Origin of the sequence: Rhodococcus sp. p52, assembly GCF_000763325.2 — a bacterium.
GTDB classification, from domain to species: domain Bacteria; phylum Actinomycetota; class Actinomycetes; order Mycobacteriales; family Mycobacteriaceae; genus Rhodococcus; species Rhodococcus pyridinivorans.
Window position 1 is genome coordinate 3774128 of record NZ_CP016819.1, and the last position, 14024, is coordinate 3788151.

The 14024-nt window shown below is 66.1% G+C and carries 13 protein-coding genes; 8 read left to right on the forward strand and 5 right to left on the reverse strand.

The window, feature by feature from the left end; genetic code table 11:
* Positions 1-601 precede the first annotated feature (601 nt).
* The gene (locus IM25_RS17435; RefSeq protein WP_033098173.1) at positions 602-2089 is read left to right on the forward strand and encodes a DHA2 family efflux MFS transporter permease subunit; all 1488 of its coding nucleotides are present in this window, start codon (positions 602-604) and stop codon (positions 2087-2089) included.
* Positions 2090-2185: 96 nt separating this feature from the next.
* Here the strand turns inward: IM25_RS17435 and ppnP are convergent, their stop codons facing one another.
* Complete coding sequence (gene ppnP, locus IM25_RS17440) at positions 2186-2509, reverse strand: pyrimidine/purine nucleoside phosphorylase (RefSeq protein ID WP_019289422.1); 324 nt, start codon at positions 2507-2509, stop codon at positions 2186-2188.
* Positions 2510-2559: 50 nt separating this feature from the next.
* On the opposite strand from ppnP, the gene IM25_RS27390 reads away from it, so the two are divergent.
* The gene (locus tag IM25_RS27390) at positions 2560-2694 is read left to right on the forward strand and encodes a hypothetical protein (protein WP_257785274.1); all 135 of its coding nucleotides are present in this window, start codon (positions 2560-2562) and stop codon (positions 2692-2694) included.
* Between the two features lie 45 nt (positions 2695-2739).
* Here the strand turns inward: IM25_RS27390 and IM25_RS17445 are convergent, their stop codons facing one another.
* Positions 2740-3390, reverse strand: a complete 651-nt coding sequence (locus IM25_RS17445) for a CGNR zinc finger domain-containing protein (protein ID WP_052040127.1) — start codon at positions 3388-3390, stop codon at positions 2740-2742.
* A 106-nt stretch (positions 3391-3496) separates the two neighbouring features.
* Here IM25_RS17445 and IM25_RS17450 point away from each other — a divergent pair, with 106 nt between their 5' ends.
* Positions 3497-4063 (forward strand): HPP family protein, encoded by a 567-nt coding sequence (locus IM25_RS17450; protein ID WP_232333349.1) that lies wholly within the window; start codon positions 3497-3499, stop codon positions 4061-4063.
* On the opposite strand, the gene IM25_RS25590 is transcribed toward IM25_RS17450, so the two are convergent.
* The 3 genes from IM25_RS25590 to IM25_RS26115 form a co-directional block, all read right to left on the reverse strand.
* Positions 4017-5216: a zinc-binding dehydrogenase gene (locus IM25_RS25590; protein WP_084295034.1), complete on the reverse strand. Its 1200-nt coding sequence runs from the start codon at positions 5214-5216 to the stop codon at positions 4017-4019. The two genes, IM25_RS17450 and IM25_RS25590, sit on opposite strands and share 47 nt — an antisense overlap.
* A 283-nt stretch (positions 5217-5499) precedes the next feature.
* Positions 5500-5925, reverse strand: a complete 426-nt coding sequence (locus tag IM25_RS17455) for an amphi-Trp domain-containing protein (protein ID WP_033098175.1) — start codon at positions 5923-5925, stop codon at positions 5500-5502.
* A 277-nt stretch (positions 5926-6202) separates the two neighbouring features.
* On the reverse strand, positions 6203-6469 hold the full coding sequence (locus tag IM25_RS26115; protein WP_157126961.1) for a hypothetical protein: 267 nt from the start codon (positions 6467-6469) through the stop codon (positions 6203-6205).
* A 184-nt stretch (positions 6470-6653) separates the two neighbouring features.
* On the opposite strand from IM25_RS26115, the gene IM25_RS17460 reads away from it, so the two are divergent.
* The 5 genes from IM25_RS17460 to IM25_RS17485 all read left to right on the forward strand — a co-directional run bounded on the left by IM25_RS17460 (position 6654) and on the right by IM25_RS17485 (position 13983).
* Positions 6654-8309 carry an acyclic terpene utilization AtuA family protein gene (locus IM25_RS17460; RefSeq protein ID WP_232333469.1) on the forward strand — a complete coding sequence of 552 codons (1656 nt, stop codon included), beginning with the start codon at positions 6654-6656 and terminating at the stop codon, positions 8307-8309.
* Positions 8306-9904, forward strand: coding sequence for an acyl-CoA carboxylase subunit beta (locus tag IM25_RS17465; protein ID WP_006552071.1), 1599 nt, complete (start codon positions 8306-8308; stop codon positions 9902-9904). The genes IM25_RS17460 and IM25_RS17465 overlap by 4 nt, the downstream gene beginning before the upstream one ends.
* A gap of 7 nt (positions 9905-9911) precedes the next feature.
* Positions 9912-11948: an acetyl/propionyl/methylcrotonyl-CoA carboxylase subunit alpha gene (locus IM25_RS17470; RefSeq protein WP_033098176.1), complete on the forward strand. Its 2037-nt coding sequence runs from the start codon at positions 9912-9914 to the stop codon at positions 11946-11948.
* Positions 11945-12724 (forward strand): enoyl-CoA hydratase family protein, encoded by a 780-nt coding sequence (locus IM25_RS17475; protein ID WP_033098177.1) that lies wholly within the window; start codon positions 11945-11947, stop codon positions 12722-12724. Before IM25_RS17470 ends, IM25_RS17475 begins: the two co-directional genes overlap by 4 nt.
* Positions 12725-13089: 365 nt before the next feature.
* Positions 13090-13983, forward strand: coding sequence for a hypothetical protein (locus tag IM25_RS17485; RefSeq protein ID WP_033098179.1), 894 nt, complete (start codon positions 13090-13092; stop codon positions 13981-13983).
* Positions 13984-14024: the final 41 nt, after the last annotated feature.

The following is a 14024-nucleotide window of genomic DNA, read 5'->3' on the forward strand; positions in this document are numbered from 1 at the left end:
CTGTGCCGGTGGTCCCGAAGCACGAGTGGGCGATGACGACACCGTCGGTCGCTGCCGGTCCGCCGGGGAACTGGGCGTAGTTGAGGATCTGGGACGGCGACGCGGGATCATGCGCGACGTGAACGACGACCGGAATGCTCCCGACACCTGTCGGGGCCGGTGCGCGCTGCCCTGTCCGGCGTTCCGCAGACCTCGCGGGTCGATGGGGAGTCCAGGTCGGCCATGACGGATCCTCTCCTGCTCCGGAAGCGGCATCGAATGAAGCATCACCCTCGGTGCTGCGGAACCATGCGTAGCGGACTACTCGAAAGTCCTTCCTTCGGACGTGCCCATCAGGTGTGCGTCGGCGAATCGGCCTCCACCCCCAGGCATTCTGCCACCCGGACGCGCCGATTCCGGGGTCGCTCGAGCGTGCCGATGTCGAGCGACCCAGTTTCTGCTCAGGCGCCGCGAGGACAACCTGATCAAGCTCCGCCGAACTGCGGAGGAGCAGTGCGGAAAGTAGCGGTCCCGGTCGGTCGTAGCGCAACGACCGAACCGGGACACCTCGACCCAATAGATCGCCGGTCGTGCTCGACCGGTACGAACAGGAACGAAATCGATCCAAACCGAACGTAATCCGTGGTGGGGCCTGTCGGCCCTGGTGGTCGGGTTCTTCATGATCCTGCTGGATCTGACCATCGTCGCGGTGGCCAGCCCGGCGATCATGGCCGACCTGCAGGCCGACATCAATCAGGTCGTCTGGGTGACCAGCGCCTATCTGCTCACCTATGCGGTGCCCCTGCTGTTCACCGGTCGTCTCGGCGACCGGTTCGGACCCAAGCACGTCTATCTCGCGGGCCTGGTCGTGTTCACCGCGGCGTCGCTGTGGTGCGCGACCTCCGGCACCATCGAGATGCTCATCGCCGCCCGCGCCGTCCAGGGACTCGGCGCGGCGCTGATGACGCCGCAGACGATGGCGATCATCACCCGCACCTTCGCGCCCGACAAGCGCGGCGCGGCCATGGGTCTGTGGGGCGCGGTCGCCGGTCTGGCCTCGCTGCTCGGGCCCCTGGTCGGCGGTGTGCTGGTCGACTGGCAGGGCTGGAACTGGATCTTCTACATCAACGTCCCGGTCGGCATCATCGCCTTCGTGTTGGCGGCATGGCTGGTGCCCAGTCTCGAGACCCAACCGCACAAGTTCGACGTCGTCGGCGTGATCCTCAGCGGCGTCGGATTGTTCCTGCTGGTCTTCGGAATCCAGGAAGGTTCCAGCCGCGACTGGGACGTATGGACCTGGACGATGATCCTCGCGGGTATCGCGGTGATGGTGCTGTTCGTCTTCAACCAGGCGCGCAACAAGGGCGAACCCCTCGTGCCGTTGGCCCTGTTCCGCGACCGGAACTTCTCGATGTCGAACATCGCGATCTCGTCGATGGGCGCAGCCATGACCGCCTTGATGGTTCCGGCCTACTTCTATCTCGAGACGGTCCGCGGATTCTCGCCCACGAAAGCCGCCCTGATCTTCGCCCCGATGGCGATCGTCACCGGTCTGACGGCACCGCTCATCGGTAAGTTCTCCGACCGGATGCCGCCCCGGGTGCTGCCCACCGTCGGCTTCACGCTCTTCTCCGCGACGATCTTCGGCTTCGCGGTGCTCATGACGCCGGACAGCCCCATCGTGCTGTTCCTGCTCATCGCCGGTATCGCCGGCGTGTCCAACTCGTGCATCTGGGCACCGCTGGCCTCCACCGCCACGCACAACCTGCCCATCCATCAGGCGGGCGCCGGTGCCGGCATCTACAACACCACCCGTCAGGTCGGTTCGGTGCTGGGCAGCGCCGCGATCGGTGCCTTGATCTCGTCCTTGATGGCCGCGCAAGGACTCGGTGAGGTGCAAGCCGGTGAAGGCGGAGGAGCCACGATGGGAGCCGCTCTCCCGGAGCAGATCGCCGAGAAGTTCAGCACCGCGCTGAGCCAGTCGATGCTCCTGCCCGCGTCGGTTCTGATCATCGGGATCGTGGCGTCGGCGATGTTCGTTGGTCACGCATCGTCACCGCGGACGGCGCAGGCCGGAGCTTCGCCGGATCGCGCAGAGGTCACCGGCTGAGCCGGGTTCGTATGTAGTGGCCCGGTCGCCACGAACGGAAGAACGCTCCCACCGAGCAGGACTCGGTGGGAGCGTTCTCGCATGCTGAGGGTGTGGTCAGCCGTAGTGGCAGACGTAGCTGACGGCTTCGGTGACCTCGATGTCGAACGACGAGTCGCCGGGCACCGAGAAGGAGTCGCCTGCGCCGTAGGAGGTCCAGTCCTCGCTGCCGGCGAGCCGGACGCGGCACGCGCCGCTGTGCAGCTCCATGACCTCGGGATCAGCGGTGCCGAAGTTCAGGGTCGCGGGCAGGATCACGCCGGCCGACTTGCGGGTTCCATCCGCCAGGTGGAAGTTGTGGCTGACGCACTTGCCGTCGAAGTAGACGTTGGCACGCGGGTCGAGCGTCACGTTGGCGTAGGTCGAAGTCGGCTCACTCATGAGCTGGAGCGTAGCGAGGCGGGGGCAGGTCGCCGGTCGCCGGGGTCGGTGTGCGCACGTCCGTCGCGAGGTGTATCTCAGGGGACCTTCACGGAGTCGACGATGTCGAGGTCCTCGAGCTGGTCTCGGTGCAGGAGGAACTGGCGCGGATCGGAGCCGAGCTCGCCGACCGCTACGCCCGCTGACCGCAGATGGCGTTCGACGGGAGGCTCACAATGCAGAAGTGAGGCTCACAACCCGGAGGGTCGACCACCAGGGTTGTGAGCCTCGCTTTTCGGTTGTGAGCCTTCTGCGGGATGCGATTTCCGGCGCGTCCTCGCGGCGCGAGCGACACGTGCGCGATTGCCGCACACGTCACTGCACCAGTGCTGACGTGCGTTGAGTCGGGTGAAGTACAGCACGCACCGTGGTGCCTCGCACTTGCACAGCAAGGTTGCCGCGTGACCGGTTACCGCTGTGATTGCGGATACGGCGATTTCGGCGACCAATTCCTCGAACGGGTCGTGGGAGTCCGTGGTCCAGCGGACGTGGAGGCGATCGTCACCGACAACGATGCCGGGAGTGATGCGTGTGCGATCGAGCACCGTGCGCAGGTGGGCCGCTGCCTGGGCCGGATCACCGTCGAGCGTGTCGCGGTAGACGGAGCCGAGCGTGTCGCGGAGTTGTCGGAGTTGCGCGAGCTGGTCCTCGGTCGGTGTGAAAGGTGATCGAGGGAAGCTGATCTCTTCATTCAGTGTCTGCATCCACGCGTGGGCCCGGTCGGGCGAGTCGAACAGGTCGGTGATGCCGCGACCGTCGTAGTAGCGGCTGCTCAGAAAATTGGTGGACGGTGGTTCGAGCGGCCGGACCAGGACGCCGTTCTCGATGTACTGCGTCCGCATGGTCGGTCCTCTCCCGATCGGCTTCTGCGTGCATTCGTGCTTGCGATGTACTTCAATCTACCCCTAGAGTCCCGGCTAATGCATTAACCATTAGTTAGGAGTTCGGATGTTCTCCCAGCGGGCCCCAGTCGCCTATTCGTCGCCGTCCATGTCGTCCCCTCCCGTCCTCGACGCGGCTCGTCGTCCCAGGTGGAGGTCCTCCGCGTCGCCACGACCGGCCCTGCGCACGGTCGCACTCGCACTGATTGCTGCGGCCCTCGGGCTTCTGGGGCTCGCCGCACTGACCGAGGTGACAGGAAGTCCGTTCCTCATCCCCTCGATGGCGGCCAGCATGGCCCTGGTCGTGGGGGCGCCGAAACTTCCGTTGTCCCAACCTCGCAACGTGGTCGGCGGCCAAATCATCTCTGCCGCAGTCGGCGCTTCGGTCGGACTGCTGGGCCAATCGTTGTGGCTCGGCGCGCTCGCCGGCGCCCTGGCTCTGGCTGCGATGATGCTCGCTCGTGTGCCACATTCCCCGGCCGCGGCGACTGCGGTCATCGGGACCACCGCGACAACCGTCCCCGGCTGGGAGTTCATTCTCCTTGCAGGATCCGCTGCCGCGGTGCTCGTACTCGTCGGCCTTGTCGTCAACCGCCTGAACGGCGCTCCCGAGTACCCGCTGTACATCTGGTAGACGGACGGTGCCGGGGCCGACCCAGGGACGGGTCGATCAGTACTTTGGCTTGGTCCTGGGGAGTGCGCAGGGCCTCGAATGTGGAGGGCACATCGTGTAAGCCGACAGTCCCGGTGACCATCGCTGTTGCGTCGACTTTGCCCTCGGCGAGCAGATGCAAGGTATCGCGGAACTCCAGAGGCGTGTAGGCGAAGACGAATCGCAAATCGATCTCTTTGCCGGTGGCCAACATCGGCCGGAACCGGTCGGTGCCCATGCACACCCCGGCCACTACGACACGGGAATGGAACGGTGCCGATGTCAGGACCGAGTCGAGCATGCCCGGGGTGCCGACGCATTCGAAAATGACCGGACGCTTCGGTGTGGTCGTGCCGAGCTTCTCAGCGATGCGGTAGAGCGGCACCCATCCGGGTAGACGCCGTAACTTCTCCATGGAAGTCATACCCAGCTCGTAGAGTTCGGTACCTGACGTCACTCCAGGTGCTGCCGCATACGGCGAATTTTGTGTGGGGTCGACGACGAGGGTCGTGCCGCATCGTCGGGCGAGTTCTCGGCGGCCCGGAGACGGGTCGCTAGCGACGATCGTTTCCACCCCTTGCGCCTTCAGGTGGCACACGATCGCTAGACCTACCGGACCGCAACCGACCACGATGGCGGTATCACGACGCGAGATGTCGCTGCGCCGTACGGAGTGGAGCGCGACAGCCATGGGTTCGGTCAGTGCCGCGATGTCGGAACTCAGACCATTGGGTACCACGAAACTAAGTGCAGCCTCTGCCAATACCTGTTCTGCGTAGGCTCCCGGCGCTGCCGGGGACAGACCTGTCATGTGCACACCGTTGCGGTCCCGCAGCAGCGGGAACGATACGACCCTGGAGCCCGGTTTGAACCGTCCACTTACGCCGCGGCCACGCTCGGCCACCTCACCGCAGAACTCATGCCCGAAGACGAACGGCATGTCGCTGCCGGCAGCATGTTTGACACCGAGTGCAGACATCGCCTCTGTCAGCTCGTCGATGTGGTCTCTTGCGTGCAGATCCGATCCACAGATGCCGCAACGCACAACGTCGAGGAGCAATTGTCCTCGGTTGGGTCCGGGGGTAGGGATGTCGACGACCGACAGCGTCGCGCGATGGCAACTGACGGCCTTCATCGGTGCAACCTGGACTCTGCGATGGTTCCGCGATGCGGCATAAGGACGGCGGTCCGGAATGCATCCAGGCGACTTCTGCGTGGCGCAAAGGCGTCCGATACTTCGGCGGACTCCAGGGCCCGCGAGAAGTTTCCCTCCCTCGACCGCCACATCCATCACCTACCTGATGCGCAGCATGATTCTGAAGTATCAAATGAGATGAAGTAGCTGTCAATGGTGACTCTGCGCTGCATCGTCCCTACGGTGACGAGAGAGGAGGAACGGCGCAGGGGCTGTGCATCGATCAGTCGGCGACGCGTTTACGTGGCCGGCCACGCCGCGCCGTCTTCTTGACCGGGGCTCTTCGTCGCGGCTCGGTTTGCTGCGGCTCGCCTTCGTCCTCGTCTTCACCCGGGTCCTCATCCGAACCTTCGGCGGTGTCCGCTTCCTCGTCCGGTTCCTCGTCCTCCTCCTCGTCCGCATCGGCTTTTGGGCTGTCGGATGGTGCGTCGCGCCAACTGAATTCGACCTCGATCTCGACCTGGTCGCCGTCCACCTCGATCTCGAGTTCCCATTCGAGTCGGTCGGCGACGACGAGCGAAATGGTGTCACCGCCCGAGTCCAGTTCCACTTCGGATCCCGTCGCCAAGGCGCGGCCGAGTGCAATCAACCGCTCGGATGCCTGCTTGCGGGAAAGTTCGGCCTTCTGCTTGATCTCCAGCTCCGGCACGGCAACTCCTGACCTCGGTGAAGTATGCATCCACGGTATCTGCCGCGGGGTAGGCAGGAGTCGTGAACGAGGAGTCGTGACGATTTCGAGGTTCGCCGTCCTGGCAAGTTACGTGCGCGCGACCGATCGCGGCGAAAGTACTTCCGGGCGCGATTAGACTTGCCGGTGTCGCAGGCCTGCCGATGATGTCGGGCCCGGTGCCTTGCCGGTGCCGGTTCGTGTGGCGATGGTTCTGTTCGTGTTGCGACGGTCGACGGTGCGGTCGGTGGTTCTTCTGTCAGGAGTTGTCATGGCCCGTTCCGTTCGAGATGAAGAAGGCCGTTCGTCGGCAGATGAGGTGACGCTGCACGACCTCGAGATGGTGGTGCAGGCACTGACCGGCCGAGGTGCGGACGCAGATGCCGCCGAGTTCGGGAGCAGTCGAGGAGCCGCAGAGCCGGCCGGGCAATCCGACGTGCCGGATGGGAGGCGTCGTCGCCGCGCACAGCGGTGAGCCCGTTATCGGCGGTGAGGGGTACGACCAGGGGCCGCGTGAAACAGTCATGAGTGCTTGCTCCGAGAGCAGCGACATGTGACGCTGACCACATGGTGGAGTTGCGTGAGCTTCTCGACGATCTCTGTCCGCTCGTTACTCAGCGGACAGGACGCCCGGTCCAGGAGTGGATCGCGTGAGCCGCGTCGTGCGAATCGGCAACTGCTCCGGTTTCTACGGTGACCGTCTGTCGGCGATGCGCGAGATGCTCGAAGGCGGCGAACTCGACTATGTGACCGGTGACTACCTCGCCGAACTGACGATGCTCATCCTCGGTCGCGATCGTCTGAAGAATCCGGATCTCGGTTACGCCAAGACGTTCCTGCGGCAGGCCGAGGACTGCATGGGTCTTGCCCTCGACAAGGGGGTGCGGATCGTCGCGAACGCCGGGGGTCTCAATCCTGCGGGTCTGGCCGCGGCGCTGCGCACGGTTGCGGATCGGCTCGGTCTGTCCCCGCGCATCGCCCACGTCGAAGGCGACGATCTCCTTGCTCGCATCGACGAGTTCGGTTTCGACGCCGACCGGCGCCCGCTGACCGCCAACGCGTATCTCGGTGCGTGGGGCATTACGCGGTGCCTCGATGCCGGAGCCGATATCGTCGTGACCGGGCGCGTCACCGACGCTTCGGTGATCGTCGGTCCCGCCGCCGCCTACTTCGGTTGGGCTCCTGATGACTTCGATGCACTCGCGGGTGCTGTTGTCGCAGGGCACGTCATCGAATGCGGTACCCAGGCGACCGGCGGAAACTATGCGTTCTTCACCGAACTCGACGACCTCGTCCGCCCCGGATTCCCCATTGCCGAGATCGAGGCCGATGGCGCGGCGACCATCACGAAGCACCCGGGCACGGGAGGAGCCGTCACCGTCGGCACGGTCACCGCACAACTGCTGTACGAGGTGACGGGCGGACGCTACGCGAACCCCGATGTCACCGCGCGCATCGACACCGCCACGCTGAGCCGGGAAGCACCCGATCGTGTCCGCATCACCGGCGTGAAGGGCGAGCCGCCCCCACCGACCCTGAAGGTGTGCCTCAACGCGCTCGCCGGGTTCTACAACGAGGTCGTCTTCGTCCTCACCGGACTGGACATCGACGCGAAGGCTCAGTTGGTGCGATCTCAGATGGAATCGAATCTGCCGAGGCGGCCTGCCGAACTCGAATGGACTCTCGCTCGCACCGACCATGCCGATGCCGACACGGAGGAAACCGCGAGCGCTCTGCTGCGCTGCACTGCGCGCGATCCCGATCCCGACGTCGTCGGACGCGCATTCACCTCCACGGCGGTCGAGTTCGCCCTTGCAAGCTCTCCCGGGTTCTTCGTCACCGCTCCGCCCGGCCCGGGCACCGCCTACGGTGTCTACACGGCCGAGTACGTCGAGGCGACCCGCGTGCCGCACATTGCAGTGTTGCCAGACGGCACCCGCGTCGACATCCCGGCCGCGGCGACCACCCGGACCCTCGAACCGTTGCCGGACCCGAGTGTGCCCGCGCCGCTGTCGCCCGGACAGACTCGTCGCGTTCCGCTCGGCACGATCGCCGGTGCCCGCAGCGGCGACAAGGGCGGTGACGCCAACATCGGGTTGTGGGTCCGATCCGACGACGAATGGCAATGGCTTGCAAACACTCTCACCGTCGACACGCTGAAGGACCTGCTCCCCGAGATCGAACCCTTGCCTGTCACACGTCATCTGCTCCCGAACCTGCGGGCCGTGAACTTCGTAATCGAGGGAATCCTCGGTCGCGGTGTCGCCTCCCGTGCCCGCTTCGACCCCCAGGCCAAGGGCCTCGGTGAATGGTTGCGCGCCCGATACCTCGACATCCCTACCGTCCTGCTGGAGAAGCACACGTGAGCACCTTGATCTCGACCCTGGATGCCGGCTCCACCGAATACGGCGCAGCCGCCGATACAATGCGTGCTCGCCTGGCCGAACTCGACACAGAACACGGCAAGGCCCTCGCCGGCGGGGGAGAAAAGTACGTCCGGCGACACCACGACCGAGGCAAGTTGCTTGCGCGGGAGAGGATCGAACTACTCCTCGACCCCGACTCGCCGTTCCTCGAGCTCTCACCGCTCGCGGCCTGGGGCACCGAGTTTCCCGTCGGCGGCAGCGTCGTCACGGGCATCGGTGTGGTCGAAGGCGTCGAATGTGTCATCGTGGCCACCGACCCCACCGTGCGCGGGGGAACTAGTAACCCGTGGACGCTCCGCAAGACGTTGCGTGCCGACGACATCGCCCTGCAGAACCGGATGCCGCTGATCTCCCTCGTCGAATCCGGCGGCGCGGATCTGCCCACGCAGAAAGAAGTGTTCATTCCCGGTGGCCGGCTCTTCCGCGATCTGACCCGGTTGTCGGCGGCAGGTATCCCCACGATCGCGGTGGTCTTCGGCAATTCGACCGCCGGCGGCGCATACATCCCCGGCATGTCCGACCACGTCGTGATGATCGAGAAGCGGTCGAAGGTGTTCCTCGCCGGCCCGCCGCTGGTGAAGATGGCCACCGGTGAGGAATCCGACGACGAGTCGCTCGGCGGCGCCGAGATGCACGCGCGTATCTCGGGTCTGGCCGACCACTTCGCGGTCGACGAACAGGACGCGGTGCGCATCGGTCGCAGCATTGTGCGGCGCCTCAACTACCGCAAGGCCGGCCCTGCACCCCGGACGGACGTACGCGAACCGCGGTACGACGCCGAGGAGTTGCTCGGGATCGTCCCTGAGGATCTTCGGCAACCCTTCGATCCGCGTGAGGTCATCGCCCGCGTCGTCGACGATTCCGACTTCGACGAGTTCAAACCGCTCTACGGGTCGTCGCTCGTGACCGGCTGGGCACAGGTGCACGGCTATCCGGTCGGGATTCTCGCCAACGCGCGCGGCGTGCTGTTCAACGAGGAATCGCAGAAGGCAGCCCAGTTCATCCAACTCGCGAACCGTGCCGATACGCCGCTGTTGTTCCTGCACAACACCACCGGGTACATGGTCGGTCGGGAATACGAGGAACGCGGCATGATCAAGCACGGGGCGATGATGATCAACGCGGTCGCCAACTCCACGGTGCCGCACATCTCCATCCTCATCGGCGCGTCCTACGGCGCCGGTCACTACGGCATGTGCGGACGTGCCTTCGAACCGCGGTTCCTGTTCGCGTGGCCCAGCGCCAAGTCTGCGGTCATGGGCGGTGCCCAACTGGCCGGGGTCATCTCTCTCGTCGGACGCGCTGCCGCGCAGGCACGCGGCCAGGACTTCGACGAGGCCGCCGACGAGGCGATGCGCGCGGCCGTCGAGAACCAGATCGAAGCCGAATCGCTGCCGATGTTCCTGTCCGGTCGTCTCTACGACGACGGCATCATCGACCCCCGCGATACCCGCACTGTGCTGGGACTGTGCTTGTCGGCTGTTGCCACCGCCCCGATCACAGGTGCCGAATCCTTCGGCGTCTTCCGGATGTGAGGTTCCCGTGACCGAATCGACCATCACCACGGTGCTCGTGGCGAATCGCGGGGAGATCGCCCGCCGCGTGTTCGCGTCGTGCCGTCGGGCCGGACTGGGGGCGATCGCAGTGTTCTCCGATGCCGACGCGAACAGTCCGCATGTCGGCGACGCCGATGCCGCCGTGCGACTTGCGGGAGTCACCCCTTCCGAGGCCTACCTCGACGGGAAGAAGATCGTCGCGGCAGCGTTGGCGACGGGCGCCGACGCGGTCCACCCGGGTTACGGATTCCTTTCCGAGAACGCACGATTCGCGCGCGAAGTGCTCGAGGCGGGGTTGATCTGGATCGGACCGCGCCCGGAGTCGATCGAACGGATGGGCTCGAAGGTCGAGGCCAAGAAGATCATGGCCGACACCGGTGTCCCTGTTCTTGCCGAACTCGACCCTGCCGACATCACCGACGCCGACCTCCCGGTGCTCGTCAAGGCCTCCGCAGGCGGCGGTGGGCGCGGAATGCGGGTGGTGCGGACATTGGCCGACCTGCCTGGGCAACTCGACGCGGCCCGCCGGGAGGCCGCGTCGGCGTTCGGCGACCCGACGGTGTTCTGCGAGCGGTATCTCGAGAACGGGCGGCACATCGAGGTCCAGATCCTCGCGGACCGCCACGGCACGGTGTGGGCGGTGAGCGAACGCGAATGCTCGATCCAACGTCGCCACCAGAAGGTGATCGAGGAAGCCCCCTCGCCGCTCGTCGACGCGATCGAGGGGATGCGCCCACGCCTGTTCGACGCCGCCCGGCGCGCCGCTCAGGCCATCGGGTACGAGGGCGCCGGCACCGTCGAGTTTCTCGCGGACCGCTCGGGGCGGTTCCACTTCCTGGAGATGAACACGCGCCTGCAGGTCGAGCATCCCGTCACCGAATGCACGACCGGGCTCGATCTCGTCGATCTCCAGTTCCGCATCGCCGACGGTGACCTCCTCGACCCCGAACCACCCCCGGTACACGGCCATTCCGTGGAGGCCAGGCTCTACGCCGAGGACCCGGCCCGAGACTGGCAACCGCAGTCCGGCACCGTGCACCGTTTCGCGCTGCCGCAGGAGGCACGCGAGTTCGACGTGCTCCGGCACACCGGTGTGCGCGTCGATTCCGGTGTCCTCGCGGGATCGGAGGTCGGGGTCCACTATGACGCGATGCTCGCCAAGATCATCTCGTACGCACCGACCCGTGACCGCGCGGTGCGGCTGCTGGCATCGACGTTGACGCGCACCGAGATCCACGGCATTGTCACCAACCGCGACCTCCTCGTCGCGGTGCTGAAACATCCCGCCTTCCGTGCGGGGGAGACCGACACCGCCTTCTTCGACACCCACGGACTCACGGAACTGTCGGCACCGCTCGCCTCAGCGCACGCGGAAGCGGTGTCCGCGATCGCCGCTGCTCTGGCGGAGTCGGCCACCAATCGCACCGCTGCCACGGTGAATGCGGGACTGCCCTCGGGATGGCGGAATCTGCCCTCGCAGCCGCAGGCCACACGATTCACGGGCGTCCACAATGACCACGTGGTGCGTTACCGAGTCACCCGCGACGGTGTCCACGTCGACGGCCGTGACGACCTCGGTGTCGTCGGGTTCGCCCCGGATCGCGTGGTTCTGGACGTCGACGGTGTCCGCCGGCATTTTGTGGTGGCGCGATACGGCGACGCGGTGCACGTCGACTCGTCGCTCGGACCGGTGCGCTTGACTGCGGTGCCGCGTTTCGTGGACCCCACCGCCCGAATTGCTGCAGGATCACTGCTCGCACCCATGCCGGGATCGGTGATCCGGCTCGGCGCTGCCGTCGGCGATGTGGTGGAAGCGGGGAGGCCGCTCGTGTGGCTCGAAGCGATGAAGATGGAGCACACCGTCACCGCACCCACTGCCGGCACGCTCACGACGCTCGCCGTCGAAGTCGGCGATCAGGTCGCCGTCGGCACCGTCCTCGCTGTCCTCACCCCGCACGACGTGTCCGCACCGGTCGAGAGCCCCGACAGCGAAGGGGGCCACCACATCGAGGAGTTGTCATGACCGAACCCGATCCGGTGGTGGTGCGCTACGTCGTCGACCACGGCGCTGCGACACTGACCCTCGACTCCCCGCACAACCGCAACGCCCTGTCCGTACCGCTGCTGACCCAACTGAGCCGCGGACTCGTCGACGCGGCCGCCGACCCCGCCGTCCGCGCGGTCATCCTCACCCATACCGGTGGAACATTCTGTGCCGGAGCGGATCTGAGCGGCTCTTCCGGATCCGCGCAGGAAACGGCTGCCGCACGCACCCGCGACATGACGACCTTGCTCCGGCAGATCCTGGAGCTCCCCAAGCCGGTCTTGGCCCGCATCGACGGGCACGTCCGCGCCGGCGGCATGGGTCTGATCGGGGCCTGCGACATCGTCGTCGCCGGGCCGGCGTCGACGTTCGCACTTACCGAGGCACGGCTCGGTCTGGCCGCGTCGATCATCTCCTTGACCGTGCTCCCGCGATTGTCGCCGCGCGCAGCGGCACGGTACTTCCTGACCGGCGAACGGTTCGGTCCCGAGGAGGCGTCCTCCGAGGGTCTCGTCACCCTGTCGGTGTCCGATACCGACGCTGTCCTGGTGGAATTGCTCGCGGAGATCCGTGCCTGCTCACCGCAGGGTCTGGCCGAATCGAAACGCCTCGTCACGCAGCGGATCCTCGAGGACTTCGATCGTTACGGAGACGACCTGGCAGCACGTTCGGCGCGGATGTTCGGTTCCGAGGAAGCCGCGGAGGGGATGACGGCGTTCCTACAGAAGCGGCGCCCATGGTGGGACATTCGGTGAGAGGGTGTCACCCGAGGCCCTGCGTCATTTTGTGCGGAGCGAATACCGATCCTGCCGATCTCGTCACCGGGCGCCCGGTGCACGAAACGACCGTCTCCACCCTGCTCGGCGACGCGGTGCTGAAAGATCGTGGCACGCCCGGGCATCGGGTGGTCTCGATCGCATCGGATCTCGCCGGAGAGAACGGGTTCGAAATCGACGGCGACTCGGTGCTGCTGGATCTGCCGCCCGATCGCGGCCCGACGTCGTCCGCGCGCTCGTCGCCGACAGCGTGGATGTGTTGTCGGTCGGACCGGCCGAACGCATCCTCGAGGACGTGTTCCTCGAAATGACCACTCGTTCCACACCCACGAAGGGGGCGTGACATGTCCGCCTCGACACTCCGCTCGCACTCCGATTCCACCTCACTTGCCGCACGGCACAACACCGTTGCTCGGAGCTTGCGTGCCGAGTTGTACCGGTTGCGTTCGTGGCCGGCGATGTGGACGACGGTCGGCACGTGGTTCCTGCTCGCGATGGTTCTCGGCTACGTATTCCCGTACGTCTCCTACACGACCGGAACGGCCGGCTTCCCCACGGAAGGGGAGCCGACCGAAGCGTTGCTGCAGAGCGTCCTGCCCGAATCGATCCCTGACGTCCTGGTCCAGGGCACACCGTTGTTCGGTGGTGCGCTCGTGCTCGTCCTGGGTGCTCTCACCGCCGGGAACGGGTACAGCTGGGGAACGTGGAAGACCGTGTTCACTCACGGCCGTCTGCGCCCGACAATCGGTGCCCTGCTCGCTCTTGCGGTGATCGTTGCCGCGATGGTGGTCGTCACCGCTGTGCTGTGCACGGTCGTGTCCGTCTCGCTCGCCACGATCGAAACACAACCGCTCACGATGCCGTCGGCCGGCGCACTTCTTCGCTCCGCGGGTGCGGCGTACCTCGTGTTCATGATGTGGGGAACGATCGGCTTCGCCCTCGGCACCTACGCCCGCAGTGCGGCGCTGTCGGTCGGCCTGGGGCTGGTATGGACGGTTGTCGTCGAGAATCTGCTGCGAGGCGTCGGCTCCGCGCTGCAGCTCGTCGAGGACGTGACGGCCTTCCTGTCGGGAACCGCAGCCGGATCGCTCGTCGGCGCGGTGACCGGGGGAGGGGAGAGCACACCCGGGGTGGTGGATGTGATCTCGGGACCGAGGGCGCTCATCACCGTCGCCGCCTACATCGCCGTCGCAGTGGTCGCCACCGGGATTCTGGTGCGGAGCCGGGACGTGAACTGACCGCAAAGATTCTGCCGGTGGGATAACCGGAACAGGGCCGG